We start from the raw sequence: 14,527 nt of genomic DNA, 5'->3' as shown, positions 1-14,527 counted from the left end.
TCGCTACAGGCTGAAGCTTGCCACAGCAGCAAGGTCAACCCTCGCCCTGCGGCAATCCGCTGCTGGACTTGACCTTGCCACGAGGTAAAGGTTGATCATCACCGACGACAGGCCATTCGGAGATCCCTTCATGTCCGGCACCTCCTATACCTTGCCCATTACCGGCATGACCTGCGCCAGCTGCGCCGGCCGTGTGGAACGGGCGCTGCTCAAGATGCCCGGCGTCGGTGGCGCAGTGGTCAACCTCGCCGCCGAACAGGTGAGGGTCGAATCGCACGAAGCCGACCTGGCCAGCCTCATCCAAGCTGTGGAAAAGGCCGGCTACGGCGTGCCGGTGCAGAGCTTGGAACTGGCCATCGAGGGGATGACCTGCGCCAGCTGCGTCGGCCGAGCCGAGCGCGCCCTGCTCAAGGTGCCCGGCGTGCGGAGCGCAGCGGTGAACCTCGCCAGTGAGCGAGCCCGGGTCGAGGTATTGAGCACCGTGGAACCGGCGGTGCTGCTCCAGGCCGTCGAAGCGGCTGGCTACAAAGCGCACGCACTGGACGACGCGCAGCCGACGGCGGTGCCGGACAACGAGCAGCGCATGCGACGCGAGCGGTTGGCGGTGATCGCTGCGCTGCTCCTGGCGGCACCGCTGGTCGTACCGATGTTTGGCGACTTGCTGGGCCTGCACTGGATGCTGCCGCCCTGGGTGCAGTTCCTGCTCGCCACGCCTGTGCAATTCATTCTGGGCGCACGCTTCTACGTGGCTGGCTGGAAGGCGGTACGGGCCGGCGCCGGGAACATGGATCTGCTGGTGGCGATTGGCACCAGTGCCGGCTACGGCCTGAGCCTCTACCAATGGTGGGCGGCGCCGGCCGGGCAGATGCCGCACCTGTATTTCGAAGCCTCGGCCGTGGTCATCGCGCTGGTCCTGCTCGGCAAGTACCTGGAGAGCCGCGCCAAGCGCCAGACCAGCGCCGCCATCCGCGCGCTCGAGGCGCTCCGCCCGGACCGCGCCGTGCGCGTGATCGAAGGCCGCGAAGAAACGGTCGCCCTCTCCTCGCTGCGCCTGGGCGACCTGGTGCTGGTCAAGCCGGGCGAGCGAATTCCGGTCGATGGCGAGGTGGTCGAAGGCGAAAGCCAGGCCGACGAAGCGCTGATCAGTGGTGAAAGCCTGCCGGTCCCCAAGGCGCCCGGCGACCCGGTCACCGGCGGTGCGATCAACGGCGAGGGACGCATGCTGGTGCGCACCACGGCGCTCGGCGGTGAGACGGTACTGGCGCGCATCATCCGCCTGGTCGAGGACGCGCAGGCGGCCAAGGCGCCGATCCAAAAGCTGGTGGACAAGGTCAGCCAGGTCTTCGTCCCGGCGGTGCTCGTCATCGCCGTGCTGACGTTGATCGGCTGGCTGCTGGCCGGGGCAGCGGTAGACGTCGCGCTGATCAACGCGGTCGCGGTGCTGGTCATCGCTTGCCCCTGCGCGCTGGGCTTGGCGACACCCGCGGCGATCATGGCCGGCACCGGCGTCGCGGCGCGGTACGGCATCCTGATCAAGGACGCCGAGGCTCTGGAAGTTGCTCACGCTGTCACGGCTGTAGCTTTCGACAAGACGGGCACCCTCACCTCGGGCACGCCACGTATCGTCCACCTGCACGCAATCGATGGCGACGAATCAACGCTGCTGCGACAGGCCGGCGCGTTGCAACGCGGCAGCGAACATCCTTTGGCCCGCGCGGTGCTGGCGCGCTGCGACGAGCATGGCCTGATGCCACCGGAGGTGACGCGCAGTCAGTCGTTGACCGGTCGCGGCATTGCCGGCGAGGTCGATGGACACGCGCTAGCGCTGGGTAATCGCCGCCTGCTCGAAGACAACGGGCTAGAGCCGGGCGACGTGGCGGACCGCGCACGTGAATGGGAGGCTGAAGGCCGCACCCTGTCATGGCTGATCGAAACGGCGCCGCAACCGCGCGTGCTCGGGCTGATCGCCTTCGGGGATACGCTCAAAGAGGGCGCGTCGGATGCCGTGGCTCGCCTGAATGCGCGCCAGATCCGCAGCCACCTGATCACCGGCGACAACCGCGGCAGCGCGCGGGTTGTCGCCGAAGCGCTGCACATCGACAGCGTGCACGCCGAGGTGCTGCCCGCAGACAAGGCCGCCACGGTTGCCGACCTGAAGAAAGGCGGCGCGGTGGTCGCCATGGTCGGCGACGGTATCAATGATGCGCCCGCATTGGCTGCGGCGGACGTCGGTATTGCCATGGGCGGCGGCACCGACGTGGCGATGCATGCAGCGGGCATTACCCTGATGCGTGGCGATCCACGCCTGGTGCCGGCGGCGCTGGAAATCAGCCGCCGCACCTATCGCAAGATCCAGCAGAACCTGTTCTGGGCTTTTATCTACAATCTGGTGGGCATTCCGCTTGCGGCCCTCGGTTTTCTGAGCCCCGTAGTGGCCGGGGCGGCCATGGCACTGTCGAGCGTTAGCGTGGTCAGCAACGCGCTGCTGCTCAAGCGCTGGAAACCACAAGACGAACCGGAAAAACCAAGGCAAGCCGCTGACGTGCAAACAGGCAACAGCTAGATGGGAGCCGGCATGAACATTGGCCAAGCCGCAAAAAAAAGCGGGCTGTCCGCGAAGATGATTCGCTACTACGAATCGATCGACCTCATCTCACCCGCCGGGCGCAGCGCCAACGGCTACCGCCACTACGGCGAAGAAGACCTGCACCGGCTCGCCTTCATCAAGCGCTCACGCGACATGGGCTTCTCGTTGGACGAGGTCAGCAGGCTGCTCACCCTCTGGCAGGACCGTCACCGCGCAAGCGCCGATGTAAAGGCGCTGGCCGGCACGCACATCGAGGAATTGAACCGCAAAATCACCGAGTTGATCGGTTTGCGCGACACCCTGCAGGAGCTGGTCGACAGCTGCCACGGCGACGACCGCCCGGACTGCCCGATTCTCAAGGATCTGGAATCCGGCTGCTGTTTGCGCTCCGGCCCGAAATAGCGATCACTTGCAGCTTTGAGACCGGCTGCCATCAATGAAGCTGAGCGATTGCCATTGCCCTATGCTTAGCTCCCTAATAAACTCCGCGCCCCTCGCAATGGCGGTGGCAACGCTTGTGCCTCTGACCTTACGCCGCGCTTAAGTTCGGTAACGGCTCAGCCGCCTTGCACTCTGGCCTCAGGCCTCCCCTACGCACATTTTGCTCGTATGAATCGATGCTCCCGCTTGCCGTGGTCACGCGGCTCATCGGGCGACTGACGCGTATCCGTAAAAACCCTTACCAGGCAAACAGAACCACCGATGAAAAAACTGACCCTGGCTTTCATGTGCTTCGCACTGATGGCCTGCTCCAAGCCAAACGAACCAGAAAAAACCGTCGACGTCCTGATGATCGGCGGCGGCATCATGAGCGCAACCCTTGCGGCCTACTTGCACGAGCTGGAGCCGAACTGGACCATCGAAGTCCATGAGCGCCTGCCCAACGTTGCTGACGAAAGCTCCAATGCCTGGAACAACGCAGGTACCGGCCACTCGGCCTTTTGCGAGCTGAACTACACACCAGAGAAAGCCGACGGCAGCATCGACATCAGCAAGGCGGTGGCCATTGCCGAGTCTTTCGAAATCTCCAAGCAGTTCTGGGCGCACCAAGTCGAGCGCGGCGTGCTCCAGGAGCCGCGTCGGTTCATTAACGCAGTCCCGCACATGAGCTTCGTCTGGGGCGATGACAACATTGAGTTCCTGCGCAAGCGCCACGCCGCGCTGCAACAAAGCCCCCTGTTCCAGGGCATGGAATATTCCGAACAACCCCAGCAGATCGGCGAATGGGCGCCGCTGATCATGAACGGCCGCAGCGAGAGCCAGGCTGTAGCGGCGACCCGTATGCCCATCGGGACCGACGTCAACTTTGGTGAGATCACCCGTCAGTTGTTCGCAGCGCTAGGCGAGAGCAAGCAGGTCAAGCTGCAGCTGGAGCATGAAGTGCGTGACATCACGCGCAACGAGGACGGAACCTGGACAGTGGTCTCGACCAATCTTGCTGACGGCGAAGCGACGACCAGCGTCAAGGCGCGTTTCGTCTTTATCGGTGCAGGCGGCGGCGCTCTCAAATTGCTGCAGATGGCCGACATTCCTGAAGCGAAGGGCTACGCCGGCTTCCCGGTGGGCGGTCAGTTTCTGATGACCCGCAACCAGGACGTCGTCGCGCAGCATCAGGCCAAGGTGTACGGCCTGGCCTCGGTCGGCTCGCCGCCGATGTCGGTTCCGCATCTGGACACCCGCGTCATCGACGGTGAAAAAGTGTTGCTGTTCGGACCCTTCGCCACTTTCTCGAGTAAGTTCCTGAAGAACGGCTCATTGATGGATCTACCCGGCTCCATGAGCACCGATAACGCGCTGCCGATGGTGCAGGCCGGCCTGGATAATCTCGATCTGAGCCAGTATCTGATCGGCCAGTTGATGCTGAGCCAGGAAGACCGCATCGCAGAACTGAAGGAATACTTTCCCGAGGCCGATGCCACGGATTGGGAGCTGATCACTGCGGGGCAGCGCGTCCAGATCATCAAGAACGACCCGGAGAAAGGCGGCGTGCTGCAGTTCGGCACTGAAATCGTTAGTTCGGCGGACGGTTCCATCGCCGCGCTGCTGGGCGCCTCACCAGGTGCGTCCACTGCCGCCCCGATCATGCTGAAGCTGCTGAAAGCCAACTTCAAAGAACAGGTTTCGTCACCGCAATGGCAGACGAAGCTGATGAATATTTTCCCGGCCTACGATCAATCGCTGAATGACGATGCGGCATTGACCGCGCAGGTTCGAGCCATAACCAGCGAACGACTTCAGCTAGCTCCGATCAGCAACTGACAGGTATTCAGCTACCCATTGTCTGAAAAACCCGTTTCGGCGGGTTTTTCTGTGACTCGAAACCTCGGGCCCCGCGTCGTAAAGCCTTCAATCATCCGTCGTGTTTATGGCGCCATATTATTAGCGCATTAAAAACGATGATGTCGCCGCCGATAGCTCGGCGCTTCTAGCTGACGACGGACCGTCTCAGCCCTCACGATCGTCCTTTTCAAGTGGTATCTGAATGAACAACTGGTTTGGCAACATTGGCGTCAGCCGCAAGCTGTCCTTGGGCTTTGGCGCTGTTCTGGTACTGACCCTGATCCTCGCCTGGAACGGCTGGGGCAGCCTTGGCAGCGTTATCCAGCGCAGCGGCTGGATGACCGAGATATCTCATCTGAACAACACGCTGACAGGGCTGCGCATTGCGCGCCTGCAGTTCATGCTCGCCAACGGCGATACCGAGTCGACCGAGCGCCTAGAGAAGAATTTGGGCATCTATCTGGACCAGCAGACCAAGCTGCTCGGCACCTTCAAGAACCCTATCAACGTCGCCATGCTCAAGGAGCAGGCCGATTACAACAAGCAATATCAGCACTCGCTTGGCGGCATGCGGGCGGCCTATGGCGTCGCCAACAACGCGCAGCAGACCATCGACGCCGCCGTGTTAAAGCTGAGCGAGCTGACGAGCGCTATCAATGGCCGCGTCTTGCAGCTGTCCGAATACGACGAGAGCCGCTTTGAGCAGTTCCAGGCCATCACACGTATCCGTGAAGAGATAAAGCAGGCCCAGTACTTGCTGCGCATCTACCTGGCCTCCGCCAGCCCGGAAAACATAAAAGCCGTCTACAGCCAGCTCGATGCTGCCGTGGCGACGCTCGGCCAATACGGCAACCTGCTCGATGCAGGCAACCGCGATACCGTCAACCAGATCCGCACGGAGCTGGGTCAATACCGCACGGCTATCGAAGCGCTGGTCACCGCCACCCAGGCGATTGCCAGGACGCGCCAGGAGATGACCGACCAGCAAAAGGAAATCGTGCGTATCAGCGACGAGCTATACCAGTTCCAGCTGGATCGCATGGAGATCGAAAGTGGCGAAGCGCGCAATCGTCTGGTCATCAGCACCGCCCTGGCGTTGCTGCTTGGCATCCTTGCGGCCTGGCTGATCACCCGTCAGATCATACTTCCGCTGCGCACCACCATGGCCGATGTGGATCGCATCGCCTCCGGCGACCTGACCGCAGCAGCCAAGATCACTCGACGCGACGAGTTGGGCGTTCTGCAGCAAGGCATCCAGCAGATGGGCACTACGCTGCGCGAATTGATTGGCGGCATCCGGGACGGCGTCAGCCAGATCAGCAGTGCAGCCGAGGAGCTTTCGGCGGTCACCACGCAGACCAGCGCGGGTGTGAATAGCCAGAAAGAAGAAACCGACCAGGTCGCCACCGCGATGCACGAGATGTCGGCTACTGTTCAAGAAGTGGCGCGCAACGCCGAGCAGGCCGCGCAAGCCGCGACTGAAGCAGATGAGGAAGCACGCGAAGGTGATCGCGTCGTCGCTGAAGTGGTCGCGCAGATCGAGCGCATGGCGGGCGAAGTGGTCCGTTCTTCCGACGCGATGACAGTTCTGCAAAGCGACAGCGACAAGATTGGCAGCGTGATGAATGTGATCCGGGCAGTGGCTGAACAGACCAATCTGCTGGCGCTCAACGCCGCCATCGAGGCAGCCCGTGCTGGCGAAGCTGGTCGCGGATTTGCCGTGGTCGCAGACGAAGTCCGCGGGCTGGCTCAGCGCACGCAGAAATCCACCGAGGAGATCGAAGGGCTGATCAGTGCCTTGCAGGGCGGGACTCAGCAGGTCTCGGCAATCATGCGGAACAGCCGCAACCTCACAGAAAGCAGTGTCGAATTGACTCGCCGCGCCGGCACATCGTTGGCGCGCATCACCAGCACGGTATCGAACATCCAGGCTATGAATCAGCAGATCGCCACGGCTGCTGAAGAGCAGAGCGCAGTTGCCGAAGAAATCAGCCGAAGCGTGGTGAATGTGCGGGATCTGTCTGAGCAGGCCGCGGCAGCCAGCGAGGAAACCGCTGCATCAAGCGTTGAGCTTGCACGCCTGGGTACTCAGCTGCAGGCAATGGTGAGCCGTTTCCGGATCTGATTGCTGTCGCCGAAACCATGAAGGCCAGGCATCGCGCCTGGCCTTTTTGTATCTGGTTAGCTTGCCTGGGATTGCAGGTAATTCTGCAGGCCGATGCGGTCGATCATCGCCAGTTGCTGTTCCAGCCAATAAGCGTGGTCTTCTTCGGTATCCAGCAATTGAAGTTCCAGAATTTCACGCGTCTGGTAGTCGCCGTGCTGCTCCGCCAGGGTGATGCCCTTGGCCAGGGCTTCGCGCACCTTGTATTCCAATGCCAGGTCGCTGCGCAGCATATCGGGCACCGTATGGCCTGGATGCATCGGTTCGGGCGTCATGTCCGGGGTGCCTTCAAGGAACAGGATGCGCTTGAGCAGGGCGTCGGCGTGCTCGGTTTCCTCTTCCATCTCGTGGTTGATCCGCTCGTACAGCTTGGTGAATCCCCAGTCAGCGTACATGCGTGAGTGCAGGAAATATTGGTCTCGAGCAGCCAACTCCCCGCGCAGCAGTTCTTTCAAATATTCGATGACTTGTGGCTGACCTTGCATAGCGACTCTCTCCGGCACTGACTGGGTTACGCCGGGCCATGATACGCCCAAACCACCCACCGCCAAGTGCCGTCGATTTGCCGCAGGCAGCACTGACCAGCCGGTCATGCGTATTCGCCGCGAACTCCCGGGCTAGACCGGCGCTCTACTAAGTCTGTCGTACCGGCTCGGCCCGGTATCGAGCCCGCTCAGTCAGCGCAGGAGTCCGGATGCCATCGCTACAGCCCAGAAGCCTTCTACATCCCCTGTGCTGGCTTGCGCTGGCCTGTGCGCCCTTGGTGCTCAGTGGCTGTTCGGAAGACGAAGAGCCTGCCGAAGTTCCGCCGCGCATCGCTATCGTCGAGCCGCTAAAACCCGTAGACCCTGCACCTGAGGCGTTGCGCTTCCCCGGCGTGGTGGAAAGCGTGACCACCACGCAACTGGCGTTCCAGGTTGCCGGGCGTATCGAACGCATCCTCGTGGACGAGGGCACGCGGGTCGAGGCCGGCCAGCCGTTGGCACAGCTCGATCGCACCGACTACGAACTGCAACTGCGCGAAGCCACTGCACGGCTGCGCCAGCTCGAAGCGGACCTGACCCGCAAGCGCGCCCTGCTGGCCGAAGGCATTCTTGCACCCGCTGCAATCGAACCGTTGCAGGCCAACGTAGTGGCAGCGCGCGTGGCCCGCGACAGTGCCCAGCGCGACGTCGGCCATACGACGCTGACCGCCCCCTTCGACGGCGTCGTCGCGCGGCGCCTGGCCGAGCCTGACATGGTGGTCAGCACCGGCACGCCGATCATCGAACTGCAGAACAATCAGCACATCGAGGTAGGTGTCGACCTTCCGGAAACTGCGGCGCTGAGCATTCCACTGAACGAGGCGCTGGAAGCCGAAGGCGAACTGGTGATCGCCGACGTGACACTGCCGCTGCGCTACAAGGAACACAGCACCCAGCCCCGTGAGGGCTCGCGGACCTATCGGCTCGTCCTGCGCGGCCAGCCGCCAGCCGACTACAACCTGCTGCCCGGTATGGCGATGCGCGTCAGGCTGCAACGCCCTGTTGCGCCCGAACCTGACGGGCCGCCGCGTTTCCATGTGCCACTCACGGCCGTGCAAACGGCGCCTAACGATCGCCATTTCATCTGGGTAGCAAAGGATGGCCATGCGCACCGGCGCGACGTCCGGCTTGAGCGCATCGAGAGCGACCAGGCGATCATCAGCGGCGAGCTGGAACATGACCTCGAGGTAATCGTCGCCGGCGGCAGCAAGCTGTCCGAGGATCAGCCCGTCAAGGCCGAGCGGCGGAACTGAACCGATGGATCTAGCTCGCTACGCTATTTGCAAACCGGTCAATATCTGGCTGCTGGTGCTCATCTGCCTGGTAGGAGGCGTGCTCGCCTACTTCGAAATGGGGCGGCTCGAAGATCCAGAGTTCACCATCAAGGAAGCCATCGTCACGGTTCAGTATCCCGGCGCGACCGCACTTGAGGTTGAGCAGGAGGTGACCGAGCCACTGGAAACGGCAATCCAGGAGCTGGCCGAGGTCAAGGAAATCCGCTCGCGCTCGATGATCGGCCAGGCCGAGATCCGCGTCGAGATTCAGGATAGTTATGCCGGCGACGAGCTGGACCAGATCTGGGACAAGTTGCGCAACAAGGTCAGCGACGCTCAACAAGAGCTGCCGCCAGGTATCGACCCTCCGCTGGTCAATGACGACTTCGGTGATGTTTACGGCATCTTCTTTGCGCTGACCGGCGACGGCCTGACGATGCAGGAGCTGCACGACGTTGCGAAGGACTTGCGTCGAGGCCTGATCACCGCCAATGGTGTTGGCCAGGTGGAAATCGCCGGTGTGCGCGAGGAACGCATTCTGGTGGAGGTTGACCAGGCTAGGCTTGCAGCCTTGCGGCTCTCACCCGAGGAGTTCATCGCGGCGTTGGGCGATGCCGACGCGGCCGTCGATGCTGGCGGCGTGCGTGCCGGCGAATATTTCGTGACCATCCGCCCGACCGGCGCATTCGATTCGCTCGATGCATTGCGCGCTCTGCCCGTGGGCCAAGGGCAGTCGAGCGTCGACCTCGGCTCTATCGCAGACATTCGCCGGGATTACGCCGAGCGGCCGCGCCAGCTCATCCGGCACAATGGCGCGCCAGCGCTGACGCTGGGTATCAGCGGCGTGTCGGGCAGCAACATCGTCGAAGTCGGCAAGAGCGTCGAGGCACAGCTGGCTTCGATGCAGCCGCGCATGCCGCTCGGGGCGGAACTGCACCCGCTGTACCAGCAGCACAGCATCGTCGACGAGTCGGTCAACAGCTTTGCACTGAACGTCTTTCTCTCGGTCGCCATCGTGGTAGGCGTGCTGTGCGTGGCGATGGGCCTGCGCGCCGGGATCATCATTGGCGCGGTGCTTTTTCTCACAGTGCTCGGCACCTTGCTGATCATGTGGCTCGCCGGTATCGAGCTCGAACGCATTTCGCTCGGTGCGCTGATCATCGCCATGGGCATGCTGGTGGACAACGCGGTAGTGGTCTGCGACGGCATGCTGATCGAGAAACAGCGCGGCCGCAGCATTCTCGACGCCTCGCGCAAGACGCTGCAGCAGACGCAGTGGTCGCTGCTGGGCGCCACCATCATCGGCATACTCGCCTTCGCCGGTATCGGGCTGTCACAGGACACCACTGGCGAATTCCTGTTTTCGCTGTTCTTCGTCATTGCCACCTCGCTGCTGCTGAGCTGGTTGCTGGCGCTGCTGGTCGTGCCGCTGTTCGGCCATTATCTGCTTGAACGCAAGGACGACGGGCAGCGCGAAGAGGACAGCGCCGACGACGCCTACAGCGGTCCGATCTATGACCATTACCGGCGCATCGCCGGCCGGGTGCTGGCGCGCCCCTGGCTGACCGTCGCGGTGCTGGTGATCTTCACGGTGCTCAGTGTGCTGGGCTTCGGCCGGGTGCCGCAGAGCTTCTTCCCACCGTCCAGCACGCCGATCTTCTACGTCAACCTGTTCCTTCCGCAGGGCACCCATATCCGCGACACCAGCCGCACGGCCGAAGACGTCGAGAGCTACCTGCACGGCCTCGAAGGCGTGACGGACGTGTCGACATTCGTGGGTGCCGGTGCCTCTCGCTTCATGCTCACCTACGCGCCAGAGCAGCCGAACCCGTCGCTGATGCATTTCCTGGTGCGCACCAAAGAACCGGGCGTGATCGCGGACCTGGTGCGGGAGGTCAACCAGACGCTGCCGACCCGCTATCCCTCGGCAGACGTCAGCGCTGCGCAATTCATGTTCGGCCCCAACGCCGAAGCCAAGCTGGAAGCGCGAATCAGCGGGCCAGACCTCAATCAGCTGCGCGCCCTCTCGGCCGAAGGGCAACGCCTGCTTCACGAACAGGGCCACGTCTTCAACATCCGTGACGATTGGCGAGCACCCGTGCCGGTGCTGCGGCCCAAGCTGGACCTGGATCGCCTGGCCGATGCCGGACTGACACGCCAGGCGGTCGCGCGCGCCCTGGCAGTGGCCAGCGAGGGGCAGCGTGTCAGCGTGTATCGCGAGCGCGATGAGCTGATTCCGATCCTGCTGCGCGCCAGTGAGGAGGATCGCGCCGAGCCTGGCGACCTGATGCAGCGCCGGATCTGGAGCCCGGCCACGAATCGCTACGTGCCGCTAGCGCAGGTCGCCGACGGCGTCGAGGTGACCACCGAGGATGCGGTGATCCGCCGCCACGGCCGTGAGCGCACCATCGCCATCCGCGCCGAGCCACGTGATGGCGAAAATACCAACGAAGCCTTTCAGCGGATTCGCCCATTGATCGAGGGCATCGAACTGCCTCCGGGCTACTCGCTGGAATGGGGTGGCGACCATGAGCAGTCTTCCGATGCGCAGGCGGCGCTGGCCGCAACCCTCGCCGTGCCCTACCTCGCGATGGTCCTGGTCACCGTGCTGCTGTTTGCGAAGGTGCGGCAACCGCTAATGATTTGGCTGGTCGTCCCCATGGCGCTGTGCGGCGTTACCGTGGGGCTGTTGGTCACGGGCCAGCCGTTCGGCTTCATGGCCCTGCTCGGTCTGCTCAGCCTGACCGGCATGCTGATCAAGAATGCCGTGGTGCTGGTGGATGAAATCGATCGGCAGATCGCCGACGAAGTGCCACGCCTGACCGCCATCATCGAAGCCTCGGCCTCGCGCCTGCGGCCGGTGATGATGGCGGCCGGCACCACGGTGCTGGGCATGGTCCCGCTGCTGTTCGATCCTTTTTTCGCCAACATGGCCGTGACCATCATGGGCGGGCTGGGCTTCGCCACCCTGCTCACCCTACTGGCGGTGCCGTGCCTGTACCTGCTGTTCATGCGCGTCAAACCGGAGGAAACCCGATGACGGGCCGACTGCCTCTCAAGCCGCTCGCCGGGGTGTTCGCGCTGATGCTGGCAGCTTGCTCCAGCGTGCCCGACCGCCCTGATCCCGAAGTGCCTGATGCCTGGTTTCATGCGGTGCGCGAACAACCGGCCGATACCGAAGCGCTTGCCAGCTGGTGGCGGCAGTTCGAGGATCCGGCCCTGACGCGCGTGGTACGCCAAGCACTCGAGCAGAACCGTGACATCCGCCAGGCCATGTTGCGCGTCGACAGCGCACGCGCACAGCTTCGCCAGGCACGCGCCGGCCTGTTTCCGACCCTCGACCTGCCGGGATCGGCCAGCCGCCAGTGGATCGAGAACGACAACGAGCCGGACCCGAACAGCCCGATCGGGCAATTCATCCCGGAGGATGACTGGATCACCTTCGACAACTGGGAGTTGGCGCTGCAGGCCAGTTGGGAGCTGGACATTTTTGGCGCCACCCGGGCACGAACGGACAGTGCGCGTCAGCAGATCAGGTCCGCACAAGCCCAGGCGATAGCCGCACGGCTGGCGGTCGCGTCCAATGCCGCGCAGGGCTACGTCCAGTTGCGCGCTCTGGAGGGTCAGCGTGCCTTGCTGGTCGAAGGCATCGAACTCGCCCAGGAGCTTGAGCGTATCGCCAGCCGGCTGTTCGACGCCGGTGAGGTCACCCGTCTGGACGTGGAAGCCAGCGCCGCCGAACGGGCGTCGTTGCAAGCCGACCTCCAGGATCTGGACATCAATCTCGCCGAGGCGCGCCTGGCATTGGACACCCTGCTGGCCGAACCGCCCGGCAGCACCGCGCGCGGGCTCGCCACGACAGCACAGGTCCCGCTGGCCGAGCGTCCCATCCCGTCGGGCCAGCCGCTGGACCTGCTCCGACGGCGGCCGGATCTGATCGCCGAAGCCGCGCAGCTTGAGGCCGCTCAATTGCAATCGCTCGCCGCGCGCCGAGATCTGTTCCCCACCCTCGCCGTGCAGGCCGCAGTGGGGCGCTCGGGCCTGGCGCTGGGTGACGCCATCTCCAGCGCATCGAATTTTGCCCGCCTCGGCGCGACCTTCGGCCTGCCGTTTCTTGACTACCGTCGGCGCGGCGCAGCCATCGATCTCGCGGATGTCGAGGGCGAAGGCGCTTACCTCAACTTTCAGCAGGCCCTGGCCGAGGCGCTGGAGGAGGTCGAGCGTTCGCTGGTTCGTATCGACGGGCAACAGCGCCGGCTGGACGCGCTGCGCACGACGCTGCGACACCGCGAAGCGGCCTACACACTGGCGCAGAAGAGCTACCGGCTGGGCGAAGCCAACCTCAACGAGGTGCTGGACGCTCAGCGTGGCTCGCTACAGGCCCGGCAACAGACCTTGCAGGGCCGCACTGCGTTGGCGACTGCACAGGTCGCGTTGTTCGTGGCGCTGGGCGGCGGGTGGCAAGTCGAGGGGGATGGACCGGTCAAGAGGGCGGCTTCCGGCGCGCCGGAGTAGCGGCCTGCCCGTCCGAATCGCGCCTGGCGCCAAAGCCAACGGGATGACTATTGGCGCCGCCCTGCCAGACAACCTGCACGGCTAGCTGAACGCCAAACCCGTGGAGCAGGCGCGGCGCTTCGTCAGCCGAACCGACAGGTTACGCCGCGCCTCGCGCGTCACTGTCTTGCTGGTGAACGCCGCTGCGCCAGGCGAAGACCTTGCCGAAGCCGCAGGACCGCCGCAGCGCCCTGGTCTAATCGCCGCGAATCGGCCCCGCTCAGCCCTTCATCCACGGCGGCTCAGGCGCTTCGTCCCCCGGTTGATCGACCGCATCCCGAGCCGCCTCCTTGCGCGCCTGTTCAGCCAGGGCGGCCTTGATCTCGCGCATCACGGCGTCCAGATCGGCTACGTCCTCCGGTTCGGCGAATTCGCCGGTCAGCACTGTTTCGGGGGTCAATTTGCCCTCTTCATACAGCGCCCACATTTCCTTGGCGTAGCGCGTGTACCGCAGCTCCGGCGCGAAGCGGCCGAAGTAGGCAGCCATGTTGCCGACGTCGCGCTCGAGCATCTCGAACGCATGGTTGTTGCCGGCCGCATCCACCGCCTGAGGCAGGTCGATGATCACCGGGCCTTGCTCGTCGAGCAGTACGTTGAATTCGGACAGGTCGCCATGCACCAATCCCGCGCAGAGCATCTTCACGACCTCACCGATCATGAAGGCGTGGAACTCGCGTGCGTCGTCTGGGTGCAGGTCGACGTCGTTGAGACGCGGCGCAGCATCGCCGTGCCCGTCGTTGACCATTTCCATCAGAAGCACACCGTCGAGGAAATCGTACGGCTTGGGCACGCGCACGCCAGCTTGAGCCAAGCGATAAAGGGCCGCGACTTCAGCGTTCTGCCAATGCTCTTCTCGCTCCTTGCGCCCGTGCTTGGTGCCTTTGGCCATGGCGCGCGCGTCGCGGCTGCTGCGCACTTTGCGGCCTTCCTGGTATTTGACGGCCTGGCGGAAGCTGCGGTTGTTGGCTTCCTTGTAGACCTTGGCGCATCGCAGCTCATCGCCGCACCGCACCACATAGACTGCCGCTTCCTTTCCGCTCATCAGCGGGCGAAGCACTTCGTCAATCAGCCCATCCTCGACCAACGGCTCGAGTCGTTTTGGCGTTTTCATCAGCGGCTCACGGACCCTTCGTTGCCTGTGCAG

At 63.7% G+C, this 14,527-nt stretch carries 9 protein-coding genes and 1 pseudogene; 8 read left to right on the top strand and 2 right to left on the bottom strand.

The window, feature by feature from the left end; all coding sequences use genetic code 11:
- Nucleotides 1–130 precede the first annotated feature (130 nt).
- The 5 genes and pseudogenes from M1D78_RS03805 (at nucleotide 131) to M1D78_RS03785 (ending at nucleotide 6,992) form a co-directional block, all read left to right on the top strand.
- The gene (locus M1D78_RS03805) at nucleotides 131–2,563 is read left to right on the top strand and encodes a heavy metal translocating P-type ATPase (protein ID WP_437422606.1); all 2,433 of its coding nucleotides are present in this window, start codon (nucleotides 131–133) and stop codon (nucleotides 2,561–2,563) included.
- 12 nt (nucleotides 2,564–2,575) lie between these two features.
- Entirely contained in the window at nucleotides 2,576–2,989 is a 414-nt protein-coding gene (cueR, locus tag M1D78_RS03800; RefSeq protein WP_437422605.1) for a Cu(I)-responsive transcriptional regulator, read from the top strand.
- Nucleotides 2,990–3,289: 300 nt separating this feature from the next.
- Nucleotides 3,290–4,846, top strand: coding sequence for a malate dehydrogenase (quinone) (gene mqo / locus M1D78_RS03795; protein WP_437422604.1), 1,557 nt, complete (start codon nucleotides 3,290–3,292; stop codon nucleotides 4,844–4,846).
- Between the two features lie 223 nt (nucleotides 4,847–5,069).
- Nucleotides 5,070–6,089, top strand: a pseudogene (locus tag M1D78_RS03790) (methyl-accepting chemotaxis protein); the annotation flags it as partial.
- Between the two features lie 39 nt (nucleotides 6,090–6,128).
- Nucleotides 6,129–6,992, top strand: coding sequence for a methyl-accepting chemotaxis protein (locus tag M1D78_RS03785; protein ID WP_457933574.1), 864 nt, complete (start codon nucleotides 6,129–6,131; stop codon nucleotides 6,990–6,992).
- A 56-nt stretch (nucleotides 6,993–7,048) separates the two neighbouring features.
- Here M1D78_RS03785 and bfr read toward each other — a convergent pair whose 3' ends face one another.
- Nucleotides 7,049–7,516 carry a bacterioferritin gene (bfr, locus tag M1D78_RS03780; protein WP_437422602.1) on the bottom strand — a complete coding sequence of 156 codons (468 nt, stop codon included), beginning with the start codon at nucleotides 7,514–7,516 and terminating at the stop codon, nucleotides 7,049–7,051.
- A 209-nt stretch (nucleotides 7,517–7,725) separates the two neighbouring features.
- On the opposite strand from bfr, the gene M1D78_RS03775 reads away from it, so the two are divergent.
- From M1D78_RS03775 to M1D78_RS03765, 3 genes are read left to right on the top strand one after another with little or no spacing between them, the layout of a single operon-like run.
- On the top strand, nucleotides 7,726–8,808 hold the full coding sequence (locus tag M1D78_RS03775) for an efflux RND transporter periplasmic adaptor subunit (protein WP_437422601.1): 1,083 nt from the start codon (nucleotides 7,726–7,728) through the stop codon (nucleotides 8,806–8,808).
- Nucleotides 8,809–8,812: 4 nt separating this feature from the next.
- On the top strand, nucleotides 8,813–11,869 hold the full coding sequence (locus M1D78_RS03770) for an efflux RND transporter permease subunit (protein WP_437422600.1): 3,057 nt from the start codon (nucleotides 8,813–8,815) through the stop codon (nucleotides 11,867–11,869).
- The gene (locus tag M1D78_RS03765; RefSeq protein ID WP_437422599.1) at nucleotides 11,866–13,344 is read left to right on the top strand and encodes an efflux transporter outer membrane subunit; all 1,479 of its coding nucleotides are present in this window, start codon (nucleotides 11,866–11,868) and stop codon (nucleotides 13,342–13,344) included. Before M1D78_RS03770 ends, M1D78_RS03765 begins: the two co-directional genes overlap by 4 nt.
- A 259-nt stretch (nucleotides 13,345–13,603) precedes the next feature.
- Here the strand turns inward: M1D78_RS03765 and M1D78_RS03760 are convergent, their stop codons facing one another.
- Nucleotides 13,604–14,494, bottom strand: a complete 891-nt coding sequence (locus tag M1D78_RS03760; RefSeq protein WP_437422598.1) for a PA4780 family RIO1-like protein kinase — start codon at nucleotides 14,492–14,494, stop codon at nucleotides 13,604–13,606.
- Between the last annotated feature and the right edge of the window lie 33 nt (nucleotides 14,495–14,527).

This window comes from Pseudomonas sp. SA195, assembly GCF_054131565.1.
Note: the sequence above shows the minus strand (reverse complement) of the source record. Positions and strands in the feature narration are given on the sequence as shown.